Origin of the sequence: Allobosea sp. CRIB-10 (assembly GCF_900112185.1) — a bacterium.
Classification (GTDB): domain Bacteria; phylum Pseudomonadota; class Alphaproteobacteria; order Rhizobiales; family Beijerinckiaceae; genus Allobosea.
Map to the genome: position 1 here is coordinate 101461 of NZ_FOKP01000010.1, position 23917 is coordinate 125377.

24 protein-coding genes are annotated in these 23917 nt (G+C 67.6%); 8 read left to right on the top strand and 16 right to left on the bottom strand.

Annotated elements, in window-relative coordinates; all coding sequences use genetic code 11:
* Nucleotide 1: 1 nt before the first annotated feature.
* The 6 genes from soxA to BMZ69_RS14615 form a co-directional block, all read right to left on the bottom strand.
* Nucleotides 2-763, bottom strand: coding sequence for a sulfur oxidation c-type cytochrome SoxA (gene soxA / locus BMZ69_RS14590; RefSeq protein ID WP_092157720.1), 762 nt, complete (start codon nt 761-763; stop codon nt 2-4).
* Entirely contained in the window at nt 760-1086 is a 327-nt protein-coding gene (soxZ, locus tag BMZ69_RS14595; RefSeq protein ID WP_092157722.1) for a thiosulfate oxidation carrier complex protein SoxZ, read from the bottom strand. The genes soxA and soxZ overlap by 4 nt, the downstream gene beginning before the upstream one ends.
* A gap of 6 nt (nt 1087-1092) precedes the next feature.
* Nucleotides 1093-1587, bottom strand: coding sequence for a thiosulfate oxidation carrier protein SoxY (locus BMZ69_RS14600; RefSeq protein ID WP_092157724.1), 495 nt, complete (start codon nt 1585-1587; stop codon nt 1093-1095).
* Nucleotides 1550-1996 carry a sulfur oxidation c-type cytochrome SoxX gene (gene soxX, locus BMZ69_RS14605; protein WP_244543373.1) on the bottom strand — a complete coding sequence of 149 codons (447 nt, stop codon included), beginning with the start codon at nt 1994-1996 and terminating at the stop codon, nt 1550-1552. The genes BMZ69_RS14600 and soxX overlap by 38 nt, the downstream gene beginning before the upstream one ends.
* Nucleotides 1993-4188 (bottom strand): xanthine dehydrogenase family protein molybdopterin-binding subunit, encoded by a 2196-nt coding sequence (locus tag BMZ69_RS14610; protein WP_092157726.1) that lies wholly within the window; start codon nt 4186-4188, stop codon nt 1993-1995. Before BMZ69_RS14610 ends, soxX begins: the two co-directional genes overlap by 4 nt.
* A gap of 78 nt (nt 4189-4266) precedes the next feature.
* Entirely contained in the window at nt 4267-4734 is a 468-nt protein-coding gene (locus BMZ69_RS14615) for a (2Fe-2S)-binding protein (protein ID WP_092157728.1), read from the bottom strand.
* 436 nt (nt 4735-5170) lie between these two features.
* On the opposite strand from BMZ69_RS14615, the gene BMZ69_RS14620 reads away from it, so the two are divergent.
* Entirely contained in the window at nt 5171-7756 is a 2586-nt protein-coding gene (locus BMZ69_RS14620) for a DUF3772 domain-containing protein (protein WP_175506807.1), read from the top strand.
* 52 nt (nt 7757-7808) lie between these two features.
* Nucleotides 7809-8291 (top strand): CAP domain-containing protein, encoded by a 483-nt coding sequence (locus BMZ69_RS14625; RefSeq protein ID WP_092157888.1) that lies wholly within the window; start codon nt 7809-7811, stop codon nt 8289-8291.
* 4 nt (nt 8292-8295) lie between these two features.
* On the opposite strand, the gene BMZ69_RS14630 is transcribed toward BMZ69_RS14625, so the two are convergent.
* Complete coding sequence (locus BMZ69_RS14630; protein ID WP_092157732.1) at nt 8296-9120, bottom strand: OmpA/MotB family protein; 825 nt, start codon at nt 9118-9120, stop codon at nt 8296-8298.
* 13 nt (nt 9121-9133) lie between these two features.
* On the bottom strand, nt 9134-9904 hold the full coding sequence (locus BMZ69_RS14635) for a motility protein A (RefSeq protein WP_092157734.1): 771 nt from the start codon (nt 9902-9904) through the stop codon (nt 9134-9136).
* A 144-nt stretch (nt 9905-10048) separates the two neighbouring features.
* On the opposite strand from BMZ69_RS14635, the gene BMZ69_RS14640 reads away from it, so the two are divergent.
* Together BMZ69_RS14640 and BMZ69_RS14645 are read left to right on the top strand one after the other, a co-directional pair.
* Nucleotides 10049-11854 (top strand): glucan ABC transporter ATP-binding protein/ permease, encoded by a 1806-nt coding sequence (locus tag BMZ69_RS14640; RefSeq protein WP_092157736.1) that lies wholly within the window; start codon nt 10049-10051, stop codon nt 11852-11854.
* Between the two features lie 108 nt (nt 11855-11962).
* Nucleotides 11963-12292, top strand: coding sequence for a DUF1330 domain-containing protein (locus BMZ69_RS14645; protein WP_092157738.1), 330 nt, complete (start codon nt 11963-11965; stop codon nt 12290-12292).
* Between the two features lie 3 nt (nt 12293-12295).
* Here BMZ69_RS14645 and BMZ69_RS14650 read toward each other — a convergent pair whose 3' ends face one another.
* Nucleotides 12296-12691: a hypothetical protein gene (locus BMZ69_RS14650; protein ID WP_092157740.1), complete on the bottom strand. Its 396-nt coding sequence runs from the start codon at nt 12689-12691 to the stop codon at nt 12296-12298.
* 147 nt (nt 12692-12838) lie between these two features.
* Here BMZ69_RS14650 and BMZ69_RS14655 point away from each other — a divergent pair, with 147 nt between their 5' ends.
* On the top strand, nt 12839-14011 hold the full coding sequence (locus BMZ69_RS14655) for a calcium:cation antiporter (protein WP_092157742.1): 1173 nt from the start codon (nt 12839-12841) through the stop codon (nt 14009-14011).
* Here BMZ69_RS14655 and BMZ69_RS14660 read toward each other — a convergent pair.
* Genes BMZ69_RS14660 through BMZ69_RS14670 form a run of 3 tightly spaced genes read right to left on the bottom strand, consistent with a single transcriptional unit; the run spans nt 14001 to nt 17070 of the window.
* Nucleotides 14001-15326, bottom strand: a complete 1326-nt coding sequence (locus BMZ69_RS14660; RefSeq protein ID WP_092157744.1) for an HlyC/CorC family transporter — start codon at nt 15324-15326, stop codon at nt 14001-14003. The genes BMZ69_RS14655 and BMZ69_RS14660 overlap by 11 nt on opposite strands.
* An 11-nt stretch (nt 15327-15337) precedes the next feature.
* Nucleotides 15338-16483 carry a 3-dehydroquinate synthase gene (gene aroB / locus BMZ69_RS14665; RefSeq protein WP_092157746.1) on the bottom strand — a complete coding sequence of 382 codons (1146 nt, stop codon included), beginning with the start codon at nt 16481-16483 and terminating at the stop codon, nt 15338-15340.
* A complete protein-coding gene (locus BMZ69_RS14670) occupies nt 16483-17070 on the bottom strand; it encodes a shikimate kinase (RefSeq protein WP_092157748.1) in 588 nt (195 codons plus the stop codon). Before BMZ69_RS14670 ends, aroB begins: the two co-directional genes overlap by 1 nt.
* A gap of 158 nt (nt 17071-17228) precedes the next feature.
* Here BMZ69_RS14670 and pabB point away from each other — a divergent pair, with 158 nt between their 5' ends.
* Genes pabB through BMZ69_RS14685 form a run of 3 tightly spaced genes read left to right on the top strand, consistent with a single transcriptional unit; the run spans nt 17229 to nt 20131 of the window.
* Nucleotides 17229-19025, top strand: coding sequence for an aminodeoxychorismate synthase component I (pabB, locus tag BMZ69_RS14675; RefSeq protein ID WP_175506809.1), 1797 nt, complete (start codon nt 17229-17231; stop codon nt 19023-19025).
* A 30-nt stretch (nt 19026-19055) separates the two neighbouring features.
* The gene (locus BMZ69_RS14680; protein ID WP_092157890.1) at nt 19056-19199 is read left to right on the top strand and encodes a histidine kinase; all 144 of its coding nucleotides are present in this window, start codon (nt 19056-19058) and stop codon (nt 19197-19199) included.
* Nucleotides 19196-20131, top strand: a complete 936-nt coding sequence (locus tag BMZ69_RS14685) for a site-specific tyrosine recombinase XerD (protein ID WP_092157752.1) — start codon at nt 19196-19198, stop codon at nt 20129-20131. Before BMZ69_RS14680 ends, BMZ69_RS14685 begins: the two co-directional genes overlap by 4 nt.
* A 162-nt stretch (nt 20132-20293) precedes the next feature.
* On the opposite strand, the gene BMZ69_RS14690 is transcribed toward BMZ69_RS14685, so the two are convergent.
* The 4 genes from BMZ69_RS14690 to BMZ69_RS14705 all read right to left on the bottom strand — a co-directional run bounded on the left by BMZ69_RS14690 (nt 20294) and on the right by BMZ69_RS14705 (nt 23911).
* Nucleotides 20294-22084 carry a cation:proton antiporter domain-containing protein gene (locus BMZ69_RS14690; protein ID WP_092157754.1) on the bottom strand — a complete coding sequence of 597 codons (1791 nt, stop codon included), beginning with the start codon at nt 22082-22084 and terminating at the stop codon, nt 20294-20296.
* Nucleotides 22085-22209: 125 nt separating this feature from the next.
* Nucleotides 22210-22536 (bottom strand): polyhydroxyalkanoic acid system family protein, encoded by a 327-nt coding sequence (locus BMZ69_RS14695; protein WP_092157756.1) that lies wholly within the window; start codon nt 22534-22536, stop codon nt 22210-22212.
* 241 nt (nt 22537-22777) lie between these two features.
* A complete protein-coding gene (locus BMZ69_RS14700; protein WP_092157758.1) occupies nt 22778-22987 on the bottom strand; it encodes a hypothetical protein in 210 nt (69 codons plus the stop codon).
* 138 nt (nt 22988-23125) lie between these two features.
* Nucleotides 23126-23911 carry an IclR family transcriptional regulator gene (locus tag BMZ69_RS14705; protein ID WP_092157760.1) on the bottom strand — a complete coding sequence of 262 codons (786 nt, stop codon included), beginning with the start codon at nt 23909-23911 and terminating at the stop codon, nt 23126-23128.
* Nucleotides 23912-23917 lie beyond the last annotated feature (6 nt).

The following is a 23917-nucleotide window of genomic DNA, read 5'->3' on the forward strand; positions in this document are numbered from 1 at the left end:
GCTAGCGCCGGAGGCCCGGAGCTTCGACAGGAAGCCCCCTGGCCCGCACGGCGAGATAGAGTTCGAGCGCGAGGTATTCGTCGGAGCCGTAGTCGAACTGCGTCGCCCTGACGCCGAGCGAGCAGGCGCGCAATCGCCGATGCAGCGAGCCGAGCCCGTTCCATTCGAGCCGATAGGCCGGGAAACCAGTGCCGATGCCGTAGCTGATCGTGTCGCCGCGCAGCTTCTGGCCGACGAGGCCGTCATGGCATTGCGTGCAGGCGAGGTTGAGCTGGCCCTGCCGGCGTTCGTAGAAAGATTTGCCGGCTTCGTAATAGGGCTTGGCCGCGCCTTCGGTCGAGACCGAGAGCGGCACGCCCTGCGAGAGTGAGGCGACATAGGCGGTGAGGCCGAGCAGTTCCTGGCTCTCATAGCCGAAGGCGGGCTGCTTCTGCCTCTCGACCCGGCACTGCTCGATGCGCCCTTCGAGATTGATCAGCTTGCCGCCGGCGGCGTCGACCTGCGGATAGCGGGCGGCTGCGCCGCGCAGGCTCCGCTTGGGATCGGCATGGCAGGAAGCGCAGGTTGGCGCCACGCCATCGCGGCGGCTGAACAGTTCCTCGCCCTGCTCGACCCAGAGCCAGCCGGGGTTGCGAGCCTCGTCCTCCTGCTGGCGCTGCATCTGCGGCGAGAGGAAGGCGCTGCCGGGCTTGATCTCCTCGGCACCGGCGGCGCCGGCCAGAGCGAGCAGCGCTGTCGCAACGACGCGGCTGGCCGATGTCATGTCACGACGAGACGGGCGGTGCGGGTGAAGGTCGCCCCGCCATCCTCGCGCCATTCGAACAAGAGGTCGCCGGTCTCGACGGCGCGGGTGGTGAAGCTGACGAAGGGGTTGGCGGAGACGCCGGTGTGCATGTCGTAGCGGAACACCGGCTCGCCGGCATAGATCACGGTCAGCCGGTTCAGGATCTTGCGCGGCACGACGCGGCCCTCGGCATCGACCTGTCCGCCGCGATCCATCGGATGACGGACGAGGACGCGGATTTCGACGATATCGCCGGCTTTTGCTTCGGCCGGCATGGTGATGCGGGCGTTGAACGATGCCATTGGCTTTCAGCCTCCGTCGATGCAGGCGCTGAGGGTGACCACGATATCGGCATCGGCCATGACATAGCCGCCACTGCTCAGCGAAGCGACGACCGCGACCTTCTGCGAGGTGGCGAGGCGCAAGGTGGCGCGGATGTCGGCCCGGCCGCTGCGCGGGGTGAGGTGGAAGCGCGCCACGTCGGGAAACGGGTTCTTCTCGGCGATGACATGGATCCAGCGGACATGGTCGTTCTCCGTCATGGGAGACTCAACCAGGATGGCGACATCGACCGAATTGCCGTTTTCGACCAGTTGCGGGATGTCGAAGGTGATCTTGCTGCGCTCCGGCACCGCGCCTTCGGTCACGCGCGTGATCAGCTCGGCGAGCGCCGGTGGCGCGGCTGCCTGAGTTGATGCCGGCAAGGCGGCGAGCGCGAGGCCGGCGGCGCCGGCCGCCATGACCTCGCGACGCGAGAGCGCCGGCTCAGGGCGTGCGCAGGCTGGCGAGATAGGTGACGACATCCTCGATCTCCTGGGCGGTCAGCGCCGGCCGATCGCGAAAGGCCGGGGCAACGTCTTGCAATCCTTGGTTACGAAAATAGGGCGGCATCACCGTCTGCGGGTTGAGCAGGCTGGCATCGACTAGGCGCAGGCGCAGCTGGCCGGTATCGAGCCGGGCACCGACGCCGGCGAGATCCGGGCCGATCGTGCCCTGGAAGGGCTCGTTCGGCTCCGGCACCTGATGGCAGATCAGGCAGTTGCCCTGCGTGCGGTCGAGCACCAGTGCCCGTCCGCGTTCGGGGTCGCCGATCTTGCCGCCGAGCGGCGCGGGAATCGTATCGCCGACGACGGTATAGACTTCGAGCGCGCCGGCCGGCGCGCTCGCGAGCGCCAGCCAGATCAATGCGGTCCGGATCGCGGCAGGCCTCACGCCTTGCGCAGATCCGTGTTCTTCAGCGGCAGGTTGCGCACGCGCTTGCCGGTGGCGGCGAAGATCGCGTTCAGCACTGCCGGCGCTGCCACCGCGATGGTCGGCTCGCCGACGCCGCCCCAGAATCCGCCGGAGGGCACGATCACCGTCTCGACCGCCGGCATGTCCTCCATGCGCACCACCGGATAGGTGTCGAAATTCTCCTCGACCATGCGCCCGTCCTTGACCGTGCACTCGCCGAAGAGCGCGGCAGAGAGCCCGTAGACGAAGGAGCCCTCGACCTGGCGTTCGATCTGGGCGGGGTTGACGGCGTGGCCAGGGTCGGTCGCGGCGGTGATCTTGTGGATCTTGAGCTTACCCCCGGCATCGACCGAAACCTCGGCAACCGCCGCGACGTAAGAGCCGAAGCCCATGGTCTGGCAGATGCCGCGATAGACCCCGTCCGGCGCCTTCGTCCCCCAGCCCGCCTTCTCGGCGGCCGCGTTGAGCACGGCCAGGTGCTTGGGATGGTCCTTCATCAACGCCCGGCGATAGTCGAGCGGGTCCTTGCCGGCGGCATGGGCAAGCTCATCAATGAAGCATTCCAGATAGATCGCGTTCTGGTTGAGGTTGACCCCGCGCCAGAAGCCCGGCGGCACATGCGGGTTGCGCATGGCGTGGTCGATCAGGAGGTTCGGGATGGTGTAGCCGATCGACGCCTCCGGCCCCGGCGGGTTGAGGCCCTGGAACACCACCGGATCGCGGCCGTTCTGGATGTTCTGCGGGAAGATGCCGGCGACGATCGACTGGCCGGAGATGCGCATGCGCAGGCCGGTCAGGTTGCCGTCCTTGTCGAGTGCGCCGGTGAGCTTGCACTGCGTCACCGGGTGGAAGCGCCCGTGCAGCATGTCCTCTTCGCGCGACCAGATCAGCTTGACCGGCGTGCCTGGGATCTGCTTGGCGATGGCGACGACCTGGCGCACCCAGTCATGCACCGCGCCGCGCCGGCCGAAGCCGCCGCCGAGATCGATCTTGTAGGCCTCGCATTTGGCCAGCGGCAGGCCGGATGCTTCCGATGCGGCAGCGAGTGCCGCTTCGCCATTCTGCGTCGGCGTCCAGACCTCGCAGCGCTCCGGGGTATAGAGCGCGGTCGCATTCATCGTCTCCATGCAGGCATGGTTCTGGAACGGATAGGAATAGACCTGCTCGATGACGCGTGCGGCATTGGCGATGGCGCCTTTGACGTCGCCGTTCTGGTTGCCGATAGCGGCTTGCGGGGCGTCGAGCCCTTCCTTCAGCCAGGCGGCGATGCTCTCGCTGGAGACCTTGGCGTGCTCGCCCTCGTCCCAGGTGATCGGCAGGGCGTCGAGCGCGGTCTTGGCGCGCCACCAGGTGTCGGCGACGACGGCGATGGCGCCGTCGCCGACCGGCAGGACGTGCTTAACGCCCGGCATGTCCTTGATCTTGGCGGCGTCGAAACTCTTCACCTTGCCGCCGAAAACCGGGCAGTCCTTGATCGCGGCGTTGAGCATCCCCGGCAGGGTGAAGTCCATGCCGTAGACCTTCCTGCCAGTGGTCTTGTCGGCGGTGTCGAGCCGCTTCAGCGGCTTGCCGGCGATGGTCCAGTCCTTGGGGTCCTTGAGCGGGACATTGGCGGGGGCAGGGGCCTGGAGCTTGGCTGCCGCAGCCGCGACCTCGCCATACCGGATCGAGCGGCCGGAGCCCTTATGACTGATCACGCCCTTGACGACGCTGCATTCGCTAGCTGGCACCTTCCAGCCATCCGCGGCGGCCTGGACCAGCATCATCCGGGCCGCTGCACCCCCCTTACGGACATAGTCATGGGATTCGCGGATACCGCGGCTGCCGCCGGTCGAGAAATTGCCCCAGACGCGGTTGCGGGCGAGGTTCTGGCCCGGCGTCGGATATTCGGTGGTGACCTTGGCCCAGTCGCAGTCGAGCTCCTCGGCAACGAGTTGGGCGAGGCCGGTCAGCGTGCCCTGGCCCATTTCCGAGCGGGCGATGCGGATCACCACCTTGTCGTCGGGATGGACCACGACCCAGGCGTTGACCTCCGGTACTGCGCCTTGCGCCTGTACCTCGCTGGAGAGGGGAACGGAAAAGCCGAAGCTGAAGGCGCCGGCGGCTGCGGCCGAGCCTTTCAGAATCGAACGGCGGGAGAGTTTGGTATCGGTCACAGAGGCTAGACTCATGGCGTCCTCCTGATTGCGGATGGCGCTGCGGCGAGGTGGTGGCGCTCGAGCCGCGCGCGGAAAATGGGTGAGATCGGATCAGCCGCGATTCATCTGGCCGCCGGCGGCGACGTCCTTGATGGCGGCCTTGACGCGGTTATAGGTGCCGCAGCGGCAGATATTGGTCATCTCGGCGGCGATGTCGGCATCGCTCGGCTTGGGATTGGCCTGGAGCAGTGCGGCGGCGGCCATGATCATGCCGCTCTGGCAAAAGCCGCATTGCGGCACGTCGTGCTCGATCCAGGCCTTCTGGATCGGATGGTTGCCGTCGGGCGAGAGGCCCTCGATGGTGACGATCTTCTGCTCGGCGGTGAGGGCGCTCACCGGCATGGCGCAGGAGCGGGTGGCGACGCCGTCGATATGCACGGTGCAGGCACCGCATTGGGCGACGCCGCAGCCATATTTCGTGCCGGTCAGGCCGATCTGCTCGCGGATCACCCAGAGCAGGGGCGTGTCGTCCTCGACCGCAACGTCAATCGTCTTGCCATTGATGCTGAGCTTAGCCACCGCAAACCTCCCGGTTTCGATTCCAAGATCGGCGAGAGAGCCAGCGCGCCTCGCCTGATGCACATGCCGGCCCGTCAGCAGCCGGAGGTGTTCTTTGGAGGAATTCAAACCCAGAAGCGCGATTGCCGCCAGAGGTTGTACGGTCACCGGCGATCACGGTCCCGTTGGGCTGTTTCCGGGCACCTGCTCTGCGATCCGCGCGGCTTTCATCAGCGCCGCCATGATGCTGTCCGGTTTTCCGCCGAAGACACCCAGCCTCTGGTGCGTCGGCTGCGGCGTGCTCTCACAGGAATGTGATGCTGTTGCACGATCATCGCCCGCCAGCGCTGCAAAGCTGCGAACGCCGCCATGCTGCCGCTTCGTCAGACATGCTTGCTTTCGTCCCGCTGCAATGGCGAGGCTGCGCGACGATGCGAATCAGCCCGGCAGGACCGCAATGTCGATGATATACGGCCTCGACCGAGCCTTCCGGCGTTGCGGCGGCGCCGCGCTCTTCGCGCTGGCGCTGCTGCTCCTGCCGCTGACGGCGCTGGCGCAATCGGCCGACCCCGCAAGTCCCCGCGCGCGCCTGGATTCGATCAGGGGCGAGCTCACCCAGATCGAGGCGTCCCTCACCAATCCGAACGTCTCCGACGATGAGTTGCAGCGCCAGCGCCTGCGCCTGCAACCTCTGCTCGATCAATTGAGGCTCCTCACCGATGAGCAGGTGCCGCGCACCGAGCAGGCCAGGCTCAGGCTCGAACAGCTCGGGGCGAAGCCGGACGCCAATGCGCCGCCTGAGACGCCGGACGTGGCGCGCGAGCGCGACACGCGCACGAAGAGTTTTGCCGAGGCCGATGAAACCCTGAAGATCGGGCGTGCGACACTGTTGCAGGCCGAGCAGTTGCAGAGCTCGATCAGCGATCTCAGGCGCGACCGTTTCGCCAAGGCCCTGTTCGCCGCCGGCCCGTCGATCCTCAATCCAGAGGTCTGGTCGACGACGCTGACGGCCTTTCCGTCAGATCTGCGCGCCTCGCAATTCATCTTCGGCGACTGGCTCTCGGTCTTCACCACGGCCCTGTTCAGCCCGCGCGGCACGCTGGTGGCGCTGGCCTTTCTCGGTGCGATCGCACTCTATGTCGCGCGCGCCCGCTACATGCCGCGGCTGACGGCCCGACTGGCGGCGAGCGTCGATTCGAGCGACCGCCATATCCTCTATGCGGCACTGATCCGCATCGTCGCGCGGACGGCGCCACCGGCGCTGGCGAGCTGGCTGATCTATGCCGGGTTGAACACCGCTGGCCTGCTGCCGCCGCGGATCCAGCCCGTCATCCTCGCCATCGTCTTCGGCCTGGCCCTGATCGCCTTCGTCCAGGCGCTGGCAGATGCCATGTTTGCCCCCGGTGAGCCGCAACGTCGCCTCGCCAGCGTGATGGAATCGACCGCGAAGACGGTGACCTGGCTCGCCAGCTCGCTCGTCATCGTGATGGCGATCGGCAAGGTGTTCGAGGCCTGGCTGCAGGCGATCGCCGCCGGCCTCACCTTGTCGATCATCGTGCGTGGCGTTTTCGCCACCATCTTTGCGATCATCCTGATCGCTGGGCTCTATCGCCTGCGCGACAACCAGGAGATCGAGCAGGAAGCGTGCCTCGGCCCCTATGTGCCGGTCGATGGCGCCAGCCTCGGCCCGGTCCGGATCCTCGGCTGGGTCGTCGGCGTCGCTGTCCTCCTGTCGCTGCTGCTCGGCTATGTCGTGTTGGCGACCTTCCTGACCGAGCAGGTGATCTGGCTCGGCATCCTCGCCGCCGTCTTCGTGCTGCTGATGCAGCTGATCGAGCTCGGCATCAGCAGCCAGCTCACTGGCGAGGGCCGCTTTGCGCTGACGCTGCGGGCTGGCATCGGCCTGCGCGCGGGGACGCTGCAGAAGATCGCGGTCGTGCTCTCAGGCGCGCTCAAGATCGTGCTGATCGTCGTCACGGTGATGCTGGCGCTGGCGCCTTGGGGGCTGGAATCGACAGATTTCCTGACCTCGCTGCGGGCCGCCTTCTTCGGCTTCCAGGTCGGCGGGGTCACGGTCTCTCTGTCCTCGATCGTCGTGGCGATCCTGCTGTTCGCGCTCGGCCTCGCGGCGACGCGCTCGCTGCAACGCTGGCTCGACGGCAAGTTCCTGCCGACGACCTCGCTCGACACCGGCCTGCGCAACTCGATCACGACCGCGGCCGGCTATGTCGGCTACGCGGCGGCGGCGGCCGTCGGCTTCTCCTCGTTGGGCCTCAGCCTGGAGCGGCTCACCCTCGTCGCCTCGGCGCTCTCGGTCGGTATCGGTTTCGGCCTGCAGTCGGTGGTGTCGAACTTCGTCTCCGGCCTGATCCTGCTCTGGGAGCGGCCGATCCGCGTCGGCGACCAGGTCCTGGTCGGCGACGCCGAGGGCATCGTCAAGCGCATCAATGTCCGCTCGACCGAGATCGAGACCTTCGACCGCTCCTCGGTGATCGTGCCGAATTCGAACCTGGTCTCGGGCGTGGTGCGCAACCGCGTCCGCTCCGACCGGACCGGCCGGGTGCTGATCTCGATCAGCGTCCCGCGCCGGCTCAATCCAACGGATGTGCGCGCCATGCTGCTCGACGCCGCCGAGGCTCATGGCGATGTGCTGAAGAAGCCGCCGCCGAACGTGCTGTTCAAGAAGCTCGGCACGACGACGATGGATTTCGACCTGATCTGCGTCGTCGGCGATGTCGACATCGTCGGGCGCGTCACCAGCGACCTGAACTATGTGATCCACCGGCGCCTGACCGAGCTGGAAACCCCGGTCCCGACCGAGCTCACCGTCAAGGGGCTGGAGGGTGTCGAGCACTCGCTCGGCGAGATCGCCGCGGCGGTGTCGAAGGAGGTCGGCCGCCGTGCCAAGCCGGCTGGCGGGCGCGTCTCAGTCAAGCGCTCAGGCCCGCCGGCCGAGAGCGAGGAACAGCCGGAGGAGGCTCCGGCCTCGCCACCCGCCAAACCGGAACCCGCCGCGAGCGGCAAGGACGAGACCAAGGATTGATGCGATGCGTCTTTTTCCCGCGCTGCCCGCGCCCCCGCAGCGGTGGCGCTCGATGAGTTGTCCTGCCGCGTTTGCCGCAGCGCTTTCGCTGCTGAACCTCGCCGGCTGCACCGAGCCGGTCCGGACCCAGCCGGCCTTCTACCGCGATCTCGGCTCTCCCTCTGCCAGGGTCGATGCGGAGGCTGCGCGCGCGACCATCTCGGCCTATCGGCTGAATGCGGGCCTGGGGACGCTGAAGCTCGATCCGGCCTTGATGCAGGCGGCCGAGCAGGAAGCAGCCGCGATGGCGGCTGCCGACAAGCCGGCCCAGGCCGAGGCGGTGAAGGCGAGACTTGCGCGAGCGGGGCAGCCGGGTACCGAGGCCAATCTCTCGGCCGGCTATCGCCGGCTGGCGGAGGCCTTCTCGGGCTGGCGCGACTCGCCGCAGCACGACCGGGTGATGAAGGCGCCGAAAGCGACCCGCATGGGCATCGCCTCCGCCTATGCACCGGGCTCGAAATACCAGGTCTATTGGGCGCTGGTGGTCGCGCCCTGAGCGATCAGGGCTTGGCGCCGACCGGCAGCGGCGGCGCATCGGCCTTGAGCACGATGCCGACGCGGCGATTGAAGGCGAGATAGGGGTTGTCCTTGACCAGCGGCTCGGTGTCGGCCTTGCCGGTGATCGAGACGAAGCGCTCGTCGGGGACGCCGGCATTGCCGAGCAGTTCGCGCACCGCCGAGGCGCGGCCGACCGACAGCGCCCAGGGATTGCCGGGCGCGACCGTACTCGGCCGCTGGGTGGCGGTGTGGCCGCTGATCGCGATCTTGTTGGGCATGCGGCGCAGCGTCGGGGCGATCGCGGCGAGCAAGCGGCGCATACGCTCGTTCGGTATGGTCGAGCCTTCGTCGAACATGGCGCGGTCGTCCTGGTCGACCAGCTGGATGTCGATGCCCTGCTCGGAGACCTCGACCAGGATGTTGCGCGAGAGCTCGCCGATCTCCGGCATCTCGCGCAGCGCCTGACGCAGCGAGGCGGCCGCGAGCGCAAAGCCGCGATCATGCGTGGCCGAGACCAGGCCCTCTTCCTTCTGCTGGTTCTGGTTCGGCGCTGTGTTGTCGGAGGCCTCCTCGAGCGGGCGGACATAGGCATTCTTGATGTGCGTCTTGGTCGGGATGCCGTCGACCTCGACGATCCCGGCCAGCTTGAAGTCGCGCTGCGTGCCGAAGGCGTCGCGCATCGAGCCGGCGACGATCTGCATCTTCTGCTTGTCCTGGCTCGAATAGGCGGCGACCATGACGAAGAAGGCCATCAGCAGGGCCATGAGGTCGGCGAAGGTCACGAACCAGCCGTGGCCGCCATGTCCGCCTCTTTTCTTCTTGGCCATTGCCCGGGGCCGCTCAGGTCGCTTCGGCCATCTCGGCCCGGTGATGGTCGGGCAGATAGGCGAGCAGCATTTCGCGCACGAGCGTCGGGCTCTTGGCGTCGCGCATCTGCAGCACGCCGTCGATGATCAGCGTGCGCGAGATCTCCTCTTCCTCCAGCTTGATGTGCAGCTTGTCGGCGATCGGCAGCGTGATCATGTTGGCGATCACGGCGCCGTATAGCGTCGCCAGCAGGGCGGTCGCCATGGCCGGGCCGAGCTTGGACGGGTCGGACATGTTGGCGAACATCGTCACCATGCCGAGAATCGTGCCGATCATGCCCCAGGCCGGGGCGCAGTCGCCGATGGCGCGGTAGACCTTCGAGCCTTCATCGAGCCGCTGCAGGAAGTTGTCGCGGTCGCGCTCCATCGTGTCGCGGATGAAGTCCTTGTCGTAGCCGTCGGCGATGTAGCGCAACCCTTGCGCCAGGAAGGTGTCGGAGACCTCGACGTTCTCAAGCGCGACCGGGCCGCTCTTGCGGTTGATCTCGGCGACGCGGGTGATCTCGTCGATCAGCTCGCGCGGATGGATCGAGCGCATGGTGAAGGCGAAGCGCAGCCCCATCGGCAGGCCGTGGGCGATCACCGAGAAAGGAAAGCGGATCATGGTCGCGGCCGCGGCGCCGCCGAAGATGATGATGACGGCGTGCTTGTCGTAGAAGGCGGCGAAGTTGCCGCCGTCGATGATGATGATCGCGCAGATGGTAGCGATACCGCCCAGAATGCCGATGCCGGTCGCGATATCCATGGATGCCATCCCAAGCCGGCCAGACCCGGCATTCGGCCGGGCCCCAGCTTTCGCTGTCGCGGAAACCATAGGGACCGGCGGTTGAAGGAAGCGTTAAGGTTTGGGGGCTTGCTCGCGCCGCAACCTCGGCTAAAGCTTTCGGCGATGTCTCTGCTTGCGATCTACGCCCGCGTCCTCGGCGAGCTTGGCCCGGAACGGCGCCTCGGGCTCATTCTCGCCATCGCCAACGTCGCGCTGGCGGGCGCAGCCTTCGCCGAGCCGATGCTGTTCGGCGCGCTGATCGACAAGCTGACCAGCCTGCAGACCGCCGGCACGCGCCCGAGCTGGGCCGACATCAGCGTCCTGCTCGGTGCCTGGGTCGGCTTCGGCCTGTTCAATATCGGCGCCGGCGTCTTCGTCGCGCTCTTCGCCGACCGGCTGGCGCATCGACGCCGGCTGGCGGTGATGGCGAACTATTTCGAGCATGCACTGACGCTGCCGCTCGCCTACCACACGCAGACCCATTCAGGCCGCGTGCTCAAGGTGATGTTGGAGGGCACCAGCGGCATGTGGGCGCTGTGGCTCTCCTTCTTCCGCGAGCATTGCGCCAGCTTCGTCGCGCTCTTCATCCTGCTGCCGTTCACGCTCTGGAAGAACTGGCAGCTCGGCCTGGTGCTGATCTTCCTCGTCGTGCTGTTCGGGACGCTGACCGCCTTCGTGCTGCGCAAGACCGACAAGCTCCAGAGCAATGTCGAGGCCTATCATTCGAGCCTGGCGGAGCGGGCCTCCGACGCGCTCGGCAACGTCCCGGTAATCCAGAGCTTCACCCGGATCGAGGCCGAGGTGCGCGGGCTGCGCAACACCATCACCAGCCTGCTCGAAGCGCAGATTCCGGTGCTGACCTGGTGGGCGGTCGCGACCGTCGCGACCCGCGCCTCGGCGACGCTGACCGTGCTCTCGATCTTCGTCGTCGGCACCTGGCTCCTGATGCAGGGGCTGACCACGGTCGGCGAGATCGTCACCTTCATGGGCTTCGCCACGATGCTGGTCGGCCGGCTCGAGCAGATCGTCGCCTTCGTGAACTTCATCTTCATGCAGGCGCCAAAGATGCGCGAGTTCTTCGAGGTGATCGACACGCTGCCGGCGGTGCGCGACCTGCCCGGCGCGGCCGATGCCGGGCGGCTCGAGGGCCGCATCGCCTTCGAGGACGTCTCCTTCTCCTATGACGGCAAGCGCGCCGCCGTCGCCGACGTCTCCTTCGAGGTCAAGGCCGGCGAGACCATCGCCATCGTCGGCTCGACCGGTTCGGGCAAATCGACCACGCTCGGCCTGCTGCACCGGGCCTTCGATCCGCAATCGGGCCGCATCCTCGCCGATGGTCGCGACATCCGCGAGATCTCGCTGCTCTCGCTCCGGCGCAATATCGGCGTCGTCTTCCAGGAGCCGATGCTGTTCGCGCGCTCGATCCGCGAGAACCTGACCGTCGGCAAGCCGGACGCGACCGATGCCGAGATGATGGAAGCCCTTGACCGTGCTCAGGCCACCGAGGTCATGGCGCGCCAGACCGACGGGCTCGACACCATCGTCGGCGAGCGCGGCCGCACCCTCTCGGGCGGCGAGCGCCAGCGCCTGTCGATCGCCCGCGCTCTGCTCAAGAACCCGCCGATCCTGATCCTCGACGAGGCGACTTCGGCCCTCGATGCGGCGACCGAAGTGAAGCTGCAGAAGGCGCTCGACGAGGTGATGAAAGGCCGCACCACCTTCGTCATCGCCCACCGCCTCGCCACCATCCGCAATGCCGACCGCATCCTGGTGTTCGAGCAGGGCAAGGTGATCGAGATGGGCTCCTTCGAGGAGCTCGTCGCCAAGGGCGGGCGCTTCGCCGCACTGGCCCGGGCGCAGTACCTCGTCACCGACAAGCCGGTCGCGACCGTGTCGTCGCTGGCGAGCAAGGGCATCGTCGACGGCTGAGCAAAGCGTCCTTCCGCTTACCCGCGAGGTAATCGACCTGCCGCCAGCCCTGTTGCATGGTCCCGGCCATCGCGGGCTTCGAGCCCGCTTCGCACGGGAACCCGCATCATGACCGCCTATGCCATCGCTCACCTGCGCGACGTCCAACTGAACGCCGAGATCGTCGACTACATCAAGCGCATCGACGAAACGCTCATCCCCTTCGGCGGCCGCTTCCTGATCCATGGCGTGACGCCGGAGGTCATGGAAGGGCCCTGGGAGGGCGATCTCGTCGTCATCGCCTTCCCGGACATCGCTGCCGCTCGCGGCTGGTATGCGTCGCCCGGCTATCAGGCGATCCTGGCGCTCAGGACGGAGAACTCGCGCAGCGCCGCGATCATCCTCGACGGCGTGCCTGACGGCTACAAGGCGACCGACTTCCTGGCCAAGCTCGCTTGACCATCAGGGCGCCGGCTCGTCCGGCGGGTGATGCAGGCAAGGGTCGAGCTTGACGTGGTCCGGCCCGAACTGCTCCCAGCTGCCGCTGACGACGACGCGTTCGCCAGCTTTCCGGCCGTTGTCGTCATAGGTGACGCAGAGCACCTGCGGATCGGGCGCCTGGCACAGGCCGAGATAGGTCAGGCCGGCGCCGGTCTTGACAATGGTCAACGGACCCTCGACCTGGATGGTGACGAGTTCGCCCTCCCGGCCGGCCAGCGACTTCAGCGCCGTGCGCAATTGGCTGCAGCTCGCGCGGAAGCTCGGCTCCGGCTGGGCGCGCGCTGCAAGCGTGCCGGCAAAGAGCGCAGCTGCAGCGAGAAAGACGAGGCGGGAAGGGCGAAGGCTGGGCGCGCTCATCGCACAGCTCTCGACTTGCTTTGTGGCGCTATTGCGAAGGATTGCCGCACGCGGGCAAACAGCGCGTGTCACGGACCTGCCGTTGTGAGATCATTTTCGGCGTCTACTCGCCGATCTCCATTTTCAACGACGGATCCATTGCCCGACATGATGATCGCCCGTCTCGCCTGCGCCTGGGCCTCGGTCGCAGCCTTTCAGCTCTTCGGCGGCACGTTGCTGGCGCAATTAGGGGCGCCGCTACCGTCGCTGCTGATCTTCGCCTGGCTGCTCGGCGTGATCGTCTGGTCGGCCTTCGGCGTGGTGCACGAGGCCGAGGAACTGGCGCACCGGCTCGGCGAGCCCTATGGCACGCTGATCCTGACGCTCTCGATCGTCATCATCGAGGTCGCCCTGATCTCGGCGGTGATGCTGGGCGCCAAGGGCGCACCGACGCTCGGACGCGACACGATGTTCGCGGTGCTGATGATCGTCCTCAACGGCGTCGTCGGCATCGGCCTGCTGATCGGCGGCCTCCGGCATTTCTCGCAGAGCTACAATCTCAAGGGCGCCTCGGCCTATCTGGCAGTGATCATCCCGCTCACCTTGATCCCACTGGTGCTGCCGAATTTCACAACCTCGACGGCCGACGGTACGCTGACGACCTTCCAGTCGATCGCGTTTTCGCTGTTCACGCTGCTGCTCTACGGCGCCTTCCTGATCCTGCAGACCGGCCGGCACAGCGTCTTCTTCAAGGAACCGGCGGGCGAATCGAACATGCCTTACGGCGCGGCCTATGTCCGGGCCAGGATGCAGGTGGACGGCGACCCCGGATTAATCCCGGCGCCGGATCCGGAGCCTGTCGATGAGCCATCGCATTCGCCTGCCGCAGGCTCGACCTCGCGCCATGTCGTGCTGCTGCTCGCCAATATCCTGCCGATCGTCATCCTGGCGAAGAGCCTCGCCGTGGTGCTGGATTTCGGCATCGCCCGGCTCGGCGCGCCGGTTGCGCTCGGCGGCATTGTGATCGCCATGGTGGTGTTCACGCCCGAATGCATCGCGGCACTCAAGGCGATCACCGCCAATCAGCTGCAGCGGGCGATCAATCTATGCCTCGGCGCCGCCGCCTCGACGCTCGGTCTGACGGTCCCGGCGGTGCTGGTCATCGGCTTGCTCACCGGGCAGGAGGTCGTGCTCGGCCTCTCCGGCACCAATATGGTGATCCTGTCGATGACGCTGCTGCTGTCGACGCTGACCTTCACCGGCACGCGCACCACCATGCTCGAAGGCGCGGTGCATCTCTCGGTGTTCTTCGTCTTCCTGGTGCTGGTCTTCAGCCCCTGACCGAGGCAGTGGCCGCGTCCGACTCGGCCAGCGTGCCGTTGCCGGCAGGCGCGACCCTGAGCGCCGTCAGCCGATTGCGGCTCTTGCGCATCACCTCGAAACGGAAGCCGTGGAAGGTGAAGGCCTGGCCGGCATCGGGGATGGCGCGGGCCTCGTGGATGACGAGGCCGGCGATGGTCGTCGCCTCGTCGTCCGGAAGTTGCCAGTCCATCGCCCGGTTGAGGTCGCGGATCGGCACGCCGCCATCGACGATGACGGCCCCGTCGGGCTGCTGGCGCAGGCCGGGCACGGCGATGTCGTGCTCGTCGCGGATGTCGCCGACGATCTCCTCGAGGATGTCCTCGAGCGTCACCAGCCCCATCACCTCGCCATACTCGTCGACGGCGAGGGCGAAATGCGTCTTGCGGGCGAGGAAAGCCTTGAGCTGCTCGGGCAGCGGCGTGTTCACCGGCACGAACCAGGATTCGAGCGCGATGGTCGCGACATCGAGCTTGCAGGCATCGCCGCCGGCGGCATCGAGGGCGCGCAGCAGGTCCTTGGCATGCAGGACGCCGACGATGTTCTCCGGCTTGTCGCGCCAGAGCGGCATGCGGGTATAGGGCGAGGCCAGCACCTCGCGCACGATCGCCTCGGGGCCGAGGTCGAGATTGATCGTGCGCATCTTGGTGCGATGGATCATCACATCGGCGACTTCGAGCTGCTTCAAGTCGAGCAGGCCGCTGACCATGTCGCCATCGGCCTTCTCGACCGTGCCCTCCTGGCGCATCAGCTCAACCTGGTCGCGCAGGATCTCGTCGATCGCCAGCACCGGACGCTGCGAGTCGATCCGCAGCCCGAACAGGCCGAGTGAGCGGCGCGCGAACCATTGCATCAGCCGGACCGGCGGGCCGAGCAAGGCGAGCAGGCGCGCCACCGGCCGCACCAGCTTGAGTGCCATCCGCTCGGGATCGGCGACGGCGGCCATGCGCGGCGCGAGTTCGCCCAGCACAACGACGACCAGAGCGACCGCGATCGCCAGGCCCGCCGCACCGCTGGCTCCGAATGAGGCGAGCGCGGCATAGGCGGCGAAGCTTGCCGTCGCGGTCTTCACCAGCGTCCGCGCCAGCAGGAAGACGCCGCTCAGGCGCTCGCGATCGCCAAGCACGCGCAGGGCAATCGCGGCGCGGCGACTGCCGGCCTTCTCCTGCTGGACGAGCCTGGCGCGCGAGATCGCATGGAGCGCTGCATCGGCCGCGGCCAGGAAGCCGGTCAGCAGCACGCCGAGCGCGACGACGGCGATGGCGAGCCAGGGGTCGAGATGAGGAATGGCGACCATGGCGGAAGCGCTCAGGTTCCCGCGAGTTCACTTTCGATGAAGTCGTGCGCCGCCTCGGTGGCGACGCCGGGCGCGATGAAGCTCCTGCCGATCCCATGCGCCAGGATGAAGGTCAGCGCGCCGCGCTTGACCTTCTTGTCCTGGGTCATCGCCTCGACGATCTCGGCCGCCGTGCCGGCGCCGCCGGGCACGTCCTGCAGCCGGGTCGGCAGGCCGACCGAGGCGATATGGGTGGCGACGCGGCCGGCGTCCTGGCCGGAGCAGAGGCCGAGCCGCTGCGAGAAGCGGAAGGCGAGGCAAAGCCCGATCGCGACCGCCTCGCCATGGACGAGGCGGCTGGAATCGTAGCGGGTCAGCCGCTCCAGCGCATGCGCGAAGGTATGGCCGAGATTGAGCAGGGCCCGGTCGCCGTCCTCGCGCTCGTCACGGGCAACGATCGCGGCCTTGGCCCGGCAGGCTGTCGCGACCGCATGGTCGCGCTCGGGGCCGCCTTCCATCACGCGGCGCCAGTTGACCTCGCACCAGTCGAAGAAGGCGGGATCGTCGATCAGCCCGTACTTCACCACCTCGGCATAGCCGGCCTTGAACTCGCGCTCGCTCAGCGTGTCGAGCAAAGCGGTGTCGCAGACCACCAGCGCCGGCTGGTGGAAGGCGCCGATCAGGTTCTTGCCATGGCTGGAATTGATGCCGGTCTTGCCGCCGATGGAGGAATCGACCTGGGCGAGCAGGCTGGTCGGGATCTGCACCAGCCGCACGCCGCGCCGCAGCACCGAGGCGGCGAAGCCCGAGAGATCGCCGACGACGCCGCCGCCGAGCGCGATGACGAGATCATTGCGCTCGATCTTGGCGGCAAGCAGACCGTCGCAGAGCTCGATGAAGCGGGCGTAGGATTTGGTCGCCTCGCCGGGAGGCACGGTCAGGCGCGTCGTGGGGACGCCGACCCTGTGCAGGCAGGATTCGAGCGCCGGCGCATGCAGGGCGGCCAGGTTCTCGTCGGTGACGATGGCGGCACGGGCGCCGGGAAAGCGGCGGGCGATCGTCTCGGCAGCCTCGCAGAGCTGATGACGGCCGATCAGGATGTCGTAGGAGCGCTCGGCCAGGGCGACCGGCACGATGATGGGCTCTGCGGTGGCGGGAGCGGGGACCGCGGCGTTCATTAGGTCGTCTCCCGGCGCAGCCGCTGGTCCAGCGCCGTCATGGCGTCCTCGACCACGACCTCATGCGGATCGTCGCGAGAGAGCAGGGTGATGTCGGCGAGAGCATAGACGGGTTCGCGTTCGGCCAGCATCCGGCGCATGGTCGCTTCGGGATCGGTGGTCTGGAGCAGCGGGCGGTTGCTGCGCTTGCGGACGCGGCGCATCAATACGTCGAACTCGGCCTTGAGCCAGATCGAGACGCCGAGCTCGGCGATGCGGGCGCGGGTGTCGGCGTTCATGAAGGCGCCGCCGCCGGTCGCCAGCACGAGGGGCGCGCGCGTGGTCAGGATGCGGGCGATGACGCGACGCTCGCCGTCGCGGAACTCGCTCTCGCCGCGCTGGGCGAAAATCTCCGGGATCGTCATGCCGGCAGCGGTCTCGATCTCGGTATCGGCATCGACGAAGGGCAGGCCGAGCCTTGCGCCGAGGCGTTTGCCGACCGAGCTCTTGCCCGAGCCCATCATGCCAACCAGCACCACGGCCCGCGCACCAAGCGCGGCGCGCAGGGCGATGCGATCCACGTGTTCGATCGTTTCCGCCATCGTCATCGACTGAATTCCTTGAGCCCGCTCTAGCATGAGGATCGCGGCACCGCCATGTGCCATGCGCCATGGCTTGACCGGACGAGCTGAACCGGGTCCGTAGCGCCGCGACGGGGGTGAGGGGCGTGATGCCGGTGGCTGGAGCAAATTGCGGGATCGCCGGGGTGCGGCCACCCTTCGTGCTGCTGGAAGACCGCAGCGGGGCAGGGCAGGCGCTGCTCTTCACCGACCCCGTCGAGATCATCGAGGCGACCGAGCCATCCGGCATCGTCGGGGCGTTCGCCCGCATCGAGGCCGCATTGGCGCGCGGCCTGCATGCAGCCGGCTTCCTCTCCTATGAGCTCGGCTACGCTTTCGAGCCGCGTCTGGCGGCGCTGTTGCCGAGTGAGCATCGTCTGCCGTTGCTCTGGTTCGGCCTGTTCGAGGCGCCGCGCAGCATCGCGCCAGCGGGACTCGACAGGGGCTTCTCAGCATTGTGTCCGCCGCCGCTCGACGATCTGGCATTCGGGCTGGACGAGGCCGGGCACGCGGAGGCGGTCCAGCGCGTGCTCGACTATCTCCACGCCGGCGACGCCTATCAGATCAACCTGACCTTCCCGATCCGCTTCCGTTATCGCGGCGATCCGCTCGCACTCTACAGCGCGCTCAGGGCGAGCCAGCCGGTCGCGCATGGCGGCATGGTCGCGACAGGTGAGGCGAGCATCCTTTCGGTCTCGCCGGAGCTGTTCATCGAGACCGCAGGCGGGCGCGCCGTCACCCGGCCGATGAAGGGGACGGCAGCGCGGGGCGTCGATGCACAGGCCGACGATGTGGCGAAGACGGCCTTGCTTGCCGATCCGAAGCAGCTGGCCGAGAACCTGATGATCGTCGACCTCCTGCGCAACGACCTTGGCCGGATCAGCGAGCAGGGTTCGGTTGCGGTGCCATCGTTGTTCAGTACCGAGACCTATCCGGGCTTCCACACGCTGACCTCGACGGTGACGAGCACATTGCGGCCGGGCCTCTCGCTCCTCGAGCAGATGCAGGCGCTCTTCCCCTGCGGCTCGGTCACCGGCGCGCCAAAACTGCGGGCGATGGAGATCATCCGCAAGCTCGAAGCCGCTCCGCGTGAGGTCTATACCGGCTCCATCGGCATGATCGCCCCGAATGGCGACCTCAATTTCAACGTCGCGATCCGGACCGCGACACTGCTGCCGGGTGGCGAGGGCGTCTACGGCGTCGGCGGCGGCATCGTCGTCGATTCCAGGCCAGCCGAGGAATATGCCGAGTGCCGGTTGAAGGCAGGGGTGCTGACTGACCTTGCCGCGGATTACGGGCTGATCGAGACACTGCGCTGGTCCGGCGGCTATGTTCGGCTTGCCTTGCACCTTGAACGTCTGGCCGCCTCGGCGGCGGCGCTCGGCTTTCGCTTCGATCGCAATCAGGTGCTCCGCCAGCTTAGCGAGGTTGAAGCGTCATTCCCCGTCGCTGAGGAGCATCGCGTGCGCTGTGAGCTGCGCCGCGATGGGAGCTTCCAGATCACCACCGCGCCGATGCCGCCTGCTGCCGACGGCGCGGTTCGGATCACCGTCGCCAGCCAGCGGGTCGATGCCGGCGATCCGTTCCTGCGCCACAAGACGACGCGCCGCGCGGTCTATGAGCGAGCCTTCGCCGAGGCGGCCGCGCAGGGCTGCGACGATGCGCTGCTGCTCAACCGGCAAGGCTTCGTCACCGAGACCAGCCGCAGCACCATCTTCGTCGAGCGCGACGGCGTCTTGCTGACGCCGCCGCTGGAGCACGGCCTGCTGCCGGGCGTGCTGCGCAGCGAGCTCATCGAAACCGGTGCCGCGCGGGAGGCGCCACTGCGTCTTGATGATCTCCGGCAGGCTGGACGCTGGTTCGTCGGCAACAGCCTGCGCGGGTTGCAGATTGCAGAGATCGCCGGTTCCGCCCTTGCGCCCGGTACCCCCAATCAGAAATAACGGGTTGGGGTGCATGGGGAATCGCCGGCCGTGCCGACGCTGTTCAAGTTCCTGACGTTCCTGGCTGTCATTGCCGGGCTAGTCTATGGCGGCATGCTCGCCCTGGTCACCTTCGTGAAGCCGGAGCCGCGCGAGATGGTCGAGATCGTGCCGCCCTCGAAGCTGCAGAAATGAGCAAGCAGGCGCGCTCCTGGCTCAACGGCTTCCTCGACATGCTGGCGGCCGAGCGCGGCGCGGCCAAGAACACGATCGAGGCCTATGAGCGTGACCTCGAGGATTATCTTGGCTTCGCCGCCAGCCAGGGCGGCCCCGCCGCGGCTACGGCGGACGATATCCGGGCCTATCTGGTCGAGTTGTCGGAACGCGGGCTGAAGGCCTCCTCGGCCGCGCGTCGGCTCTCTGCGGTCCGGCAATTCCATCGCTTCCTCTATACGGAAGGGCTGGCGGGAGGCGACCCTACCGCGGCGATCGAGGGGCCGCGGCTCGGCCGGCCGCTGCCGAAGGTGCTCAGCGTCGCCGAGGTCGATAGGCTGATCGGCACGGCCCAGCAGATGGCGGAGCAGGAGGGCCAGTCGCCGGCGGCGCGGGCGCGCAGCGTCAGGATGCGCTGCCTGATCGAGATGCTCTACGCCACCGGCCTGCGCGTCTCCGAATTGATCGCATTGCCGCTCTCGGCCGCGACGACGCGCGAGCGCTTCCTGGTGGTGCGCGGCAAGGGCGACAAGGACCGGTTGGTGCCGCTGAACGAGGCGGCGCGCGTCGCAGCCACGGCGCATCTTGCCGTGCTGCGGGAGCAGGGCACGCCGGATGGGCGCTGGCTTTTCCCTTCCGATGGCGAGAGCGGGCACCTCACCCGCCAGGCTTTCGGACGCGACCTCAAATCGCTGGCCGCCGCGGCCGGCCTGTCGCCGGCCAAGGTCTCGCCGCATGTGCTCAGGCATGCCTTCGCCAGCCATCTCCTGCAGAACGGAGCCGATCTGCGTGTCGTGCAGGAACTGCTGGGCCATGCCGACATCGCGACGACCCAGATCTACACCCACATCCTCGACGAGCGGCTGAAGAACATGGTGCGCGACCTGCATCCGCTGATGGATGGCGAGGGGTAGGGCTAAGCTAGGGTTGATCCACCTCAGCCCTCATCCTGAGGAGGCCGCGTCAGCGGCCGTCTCGAAGGATGCTCCAGATGGTTCCAGAGCCTCCTCGAACATCCTTCGAGACGCAGCCTTCGGCTGATCCTCAGGATGAGGGCTTTCGGGAGTTCGCCGGATTCACGCCGCGTTCGGCGCGCTCGGAGCCGGTTCCTCACCCTTCCTGCCGCAGAGCGCCAGCATTGCGCGGGCGATCTCGGCCTCGCCCATGATGGTGCGGCTCGCGCCGCACTCCCTGAGATGCTCGACCTCGGCGAGGGAATGGGCGCGGGCGACGATCGGCAGGTTCGGGTTCTGTCTGCGCGCCTGCTCGCAGACCTGGCCGGCCTCGAAGCTGCCGGGGATGGCCACGAAAAGGCGCTGCGCCCGCGCAAGGCCTGCGGCGCCGAGCACCTCCGGATCGGCGGCATTGCCGACCAGCACCTCGGCACCGTCGCGGCGGGCGGCGGCGACACCGTCATCCTGATCCTCGATCACCAGCAGCTTTTCGCCCATGGCCGTAAGGCCGGCGCCGAGCAGCGAGCCGACGCGGCCATAGCCGACGACGACGATGTGATCGGAGAGTTCGGTCGGGGCGATATCGCGTTCGGGGGCGGGTGCGGGCTCGGGCTCCGGCTTTGCGGCCGGGGCTTCCGGCTGGGGGACGGGCGCGGCCTCGACCGGCTTCGGTTCTGCCGGCCTGGGCTTGGCCGGTGCCGGGTCGGGCGGGGCGAAGCGGTCGACGAGCTTGAACATCAGCGGGTTGAACACGATCGAGAAGATCGCACCGGCGAGGATCAGGTCGCGGCCCTGTTCCGGAAGCAGCTTCAGGGAGACGCCGAGCCCCGCGAGGATGAAGGAGAATTCGCCGATCTGCGCCAGGCTCGCCGAAATCGTCAGCGCGACCTGATCGGGCTTGCCGAAAGCGCGCACGATCAGCCAGGCCGCCAGGGTCTTGCCGAACAGGATGATGGCGATGGTTGCGATAAGCGGCAGCGGCGCGCGCAGCAGGATACCGGGATCGAACAGCATGCCCACGGAGACGAAGAAGAGCACGGCGAAGGCATCGCGCAGCGGCAGCGATTCCTCGGCGGCGCGATGGCTGAGCGGCGATTCGCTCAGGATCATGCCGGCGAAGAAGGCGCCGAGAGCGAAGGAGACGCCGAACAGGCTGGCAGCGAGATAGGCGACGCCGAGCGCGATCGCCAGCACGGCGAGGCGGAAGAGCTCGCGCGAGCCGGTATGGGCGACCCAATGCAGGATCCAGGGGATCAGCCGGCGCCCGACGATCAGCATGAAGGCGACGAAAGCGGCGACCTTGGCGAGCGTCAGGCCGAGCACGCCCCAAAGGCCGAGATCGAAGCGCGTCGCCAGCGGGCCGCCGCCTGCGGCGGCTCCGGAGCCGCCGTTCAGCACATCGGCGACCGCCGGGATCATCACCAGCGCCAGGACCATGGCGAGGTCCTCGACGATCAGCCAGCCGACGGCGATCTTGCCCTTCTCGGTCTGGACGATGCGACGCTCCTGCAAGGCGCGCAGCAGCACGACCGTACTGGCGACCGAGAGCGCCAGGCCGAAGACGAGGCCGGCCGGTACGCTCCATCCGAGCAGCAAAGCGAGCCCCAGGCCGAGCAGGGTCGCCGTGCCGATCTGCACCAGCGCGCCCGGCACGGCGATGGCTTTGACCGAGAGCAGGTCCTTCAGTGAGAAATGCAGGCCGACGCCGAACATCAGCAGGATGACGCCGATTTCGGCGAGGTCGTTGGCGAGGCCCTGATCGGCGACGAAGCCCGGGGTGAACGGCCCGACCGCGACGCCGGCGAGGAGATAGCCGACGAGCGGGGAAACCCTGAGTTTCTGTGCCAGCGCCCCGAACACGAAGGCGAGGCCGAGGCCCATGACGATGATGGCGATCAATGGGCCGTGATGCATGGGTCTCCGGTGGGTCGGCGGGAAAGGGGACGCCTGCGACTGTGCGGATCGCGGCGGGGGAATTCAACCTTCGATGGAAGACAAAAGTCGCAAGCTGGCTGCGACATGGCGCGCGGTGCGCGGGATCAGGCCTTGGTCGGCTTGTGCTCGAGCAGAATCTGGCCCTGTTTCTCGACGCCGAGCTTCAGCTTCTCGGCGAAGATGGCGAGCATCAACGGCAGCATCACCTCGACGCGCACCAGCGCATCCTCGACCTCGATCTTGCCATTGATGGTGTGGCCGAGCGCGGCGACGCCGAATTGCAGCGTGTCGCCCTGCCAGCTTTCCTCGACGAGCTGCATGCCGAAGCCGCCGAGCTTGTCACGGACCTTGCCGACGCCGCCCTGCAGCCGCTGGCGCGCCGCCTCGCGGCCGAGCGAATGCGAGATCGTGATGGTGACGGGGCGTTTCATGCGTCAGGTCCAAGAGGCGTGAGCGAGCTGGCGTGCAGCTGAGATGGGCTGCGCGGCCGGCGCTTGCAACCGTCTATGACTCTGACCGGTTCGATATGTGAACGAGTCGTCCCGGGCGACCGCAGGGAGACCCGGGACCCATTCCGGAACCTTTATCGGAAAGGCTCAGGAATGGATCCCGGATCGGCGCGGCTGCGCCGCTTGTCCGGGACGACCCGGTTGAGTGAGTAACGTGCGAGATTCAATGGCTGCGGGCTTCGAGCGCCTGTTGGCCATGGGGCGTGACTTTCCAGAGCTCGTCGCCAGGCTCGGCCAGGCCGCGACCCTGAAGCAGGCGCAGCATCGCCTCACCGAAGATGAAGCGGCGCGTCTCCTCGCTGATGCTCTCCAGCGCGATCCACTCCGGATCGGTCATCACGATGGTCTCAGGGTTCGTCGCGGTCTCGGCCATATCGTCCTCCTCCGTGGCGGTTGCGGCGGTCAGAGGCAAATTCGCCAGTAATTTGGGAGAGTATATGGCCGGCTTCGGGTCGCGCTGCGGCAATTGCGCGGGTTTTCCGGGTTAGTCCGTGGTTTCTCCGGATGAGCCCTAGCCGTAGGGCAGGCGTAGGCCCGCCTCCGCGGCGCAGGCCTTGAGCGCGAGCAGGATCGCGCTCTCGTCGGTCTCGACGCCGTGACGTTGCAGGCAGGGCACGAGGATCGCCGCCTCGGCATGGCCGGCCGGGCCGATCACCGGGCAGGCGATGTCGGTGACGGCCAGGATGTCGCGGCTCGGCGCGATGCGGTGGCCGAGCGCGCGCACTTCCGCGAGCGCAGCCTGTGTTGCCGGCTCATCGAGGCGCTTCCGGATCTCCGGCGGCGCCTCGCGCATCAGCCCGCGCCGGCGTGCCTCCGACTGGAAGGCGAGGATGAGCAGGCCGGAATTGGCATCGAGTGCCGGGCGGCCATAGCCGGGGCGGACGATGACGCTGGCGTCGAGATGACCGGCGGTGGTCGCGAGCACCACGGTCTGAGCCCGGCTCAGCACGACCAAATGGGCGGCCTGGCCGCTCTCCTCGCTGAAGCGCTCCATCAGCGGCAGCACCACCGAGGTGAGCTGCTTGCCGCCCGGCGTCCTGATGCCGAGGTCGAACAGGCGGCGCGACAGGCCGAGCCGGTCGGTGCCGGCCTCGCGTTCGAGATAGCCGCGCTGCTGCAGCACGAAGACCATGCGGAAGATTTCGCTCTTCGAGCGTTGCAGCCGCTCGGCGATCACGCGGGTCGAGAGCGGCTCGCCGGTCTCGGCGAGGAGTTCGAGGATGTCGAGACCCTTTTCCAGGGCGGGAGCGGCATAGGCCGCCTTCTCGTCAGTGTCGGCTTCGGGAAGAACGCTCATGCTGCG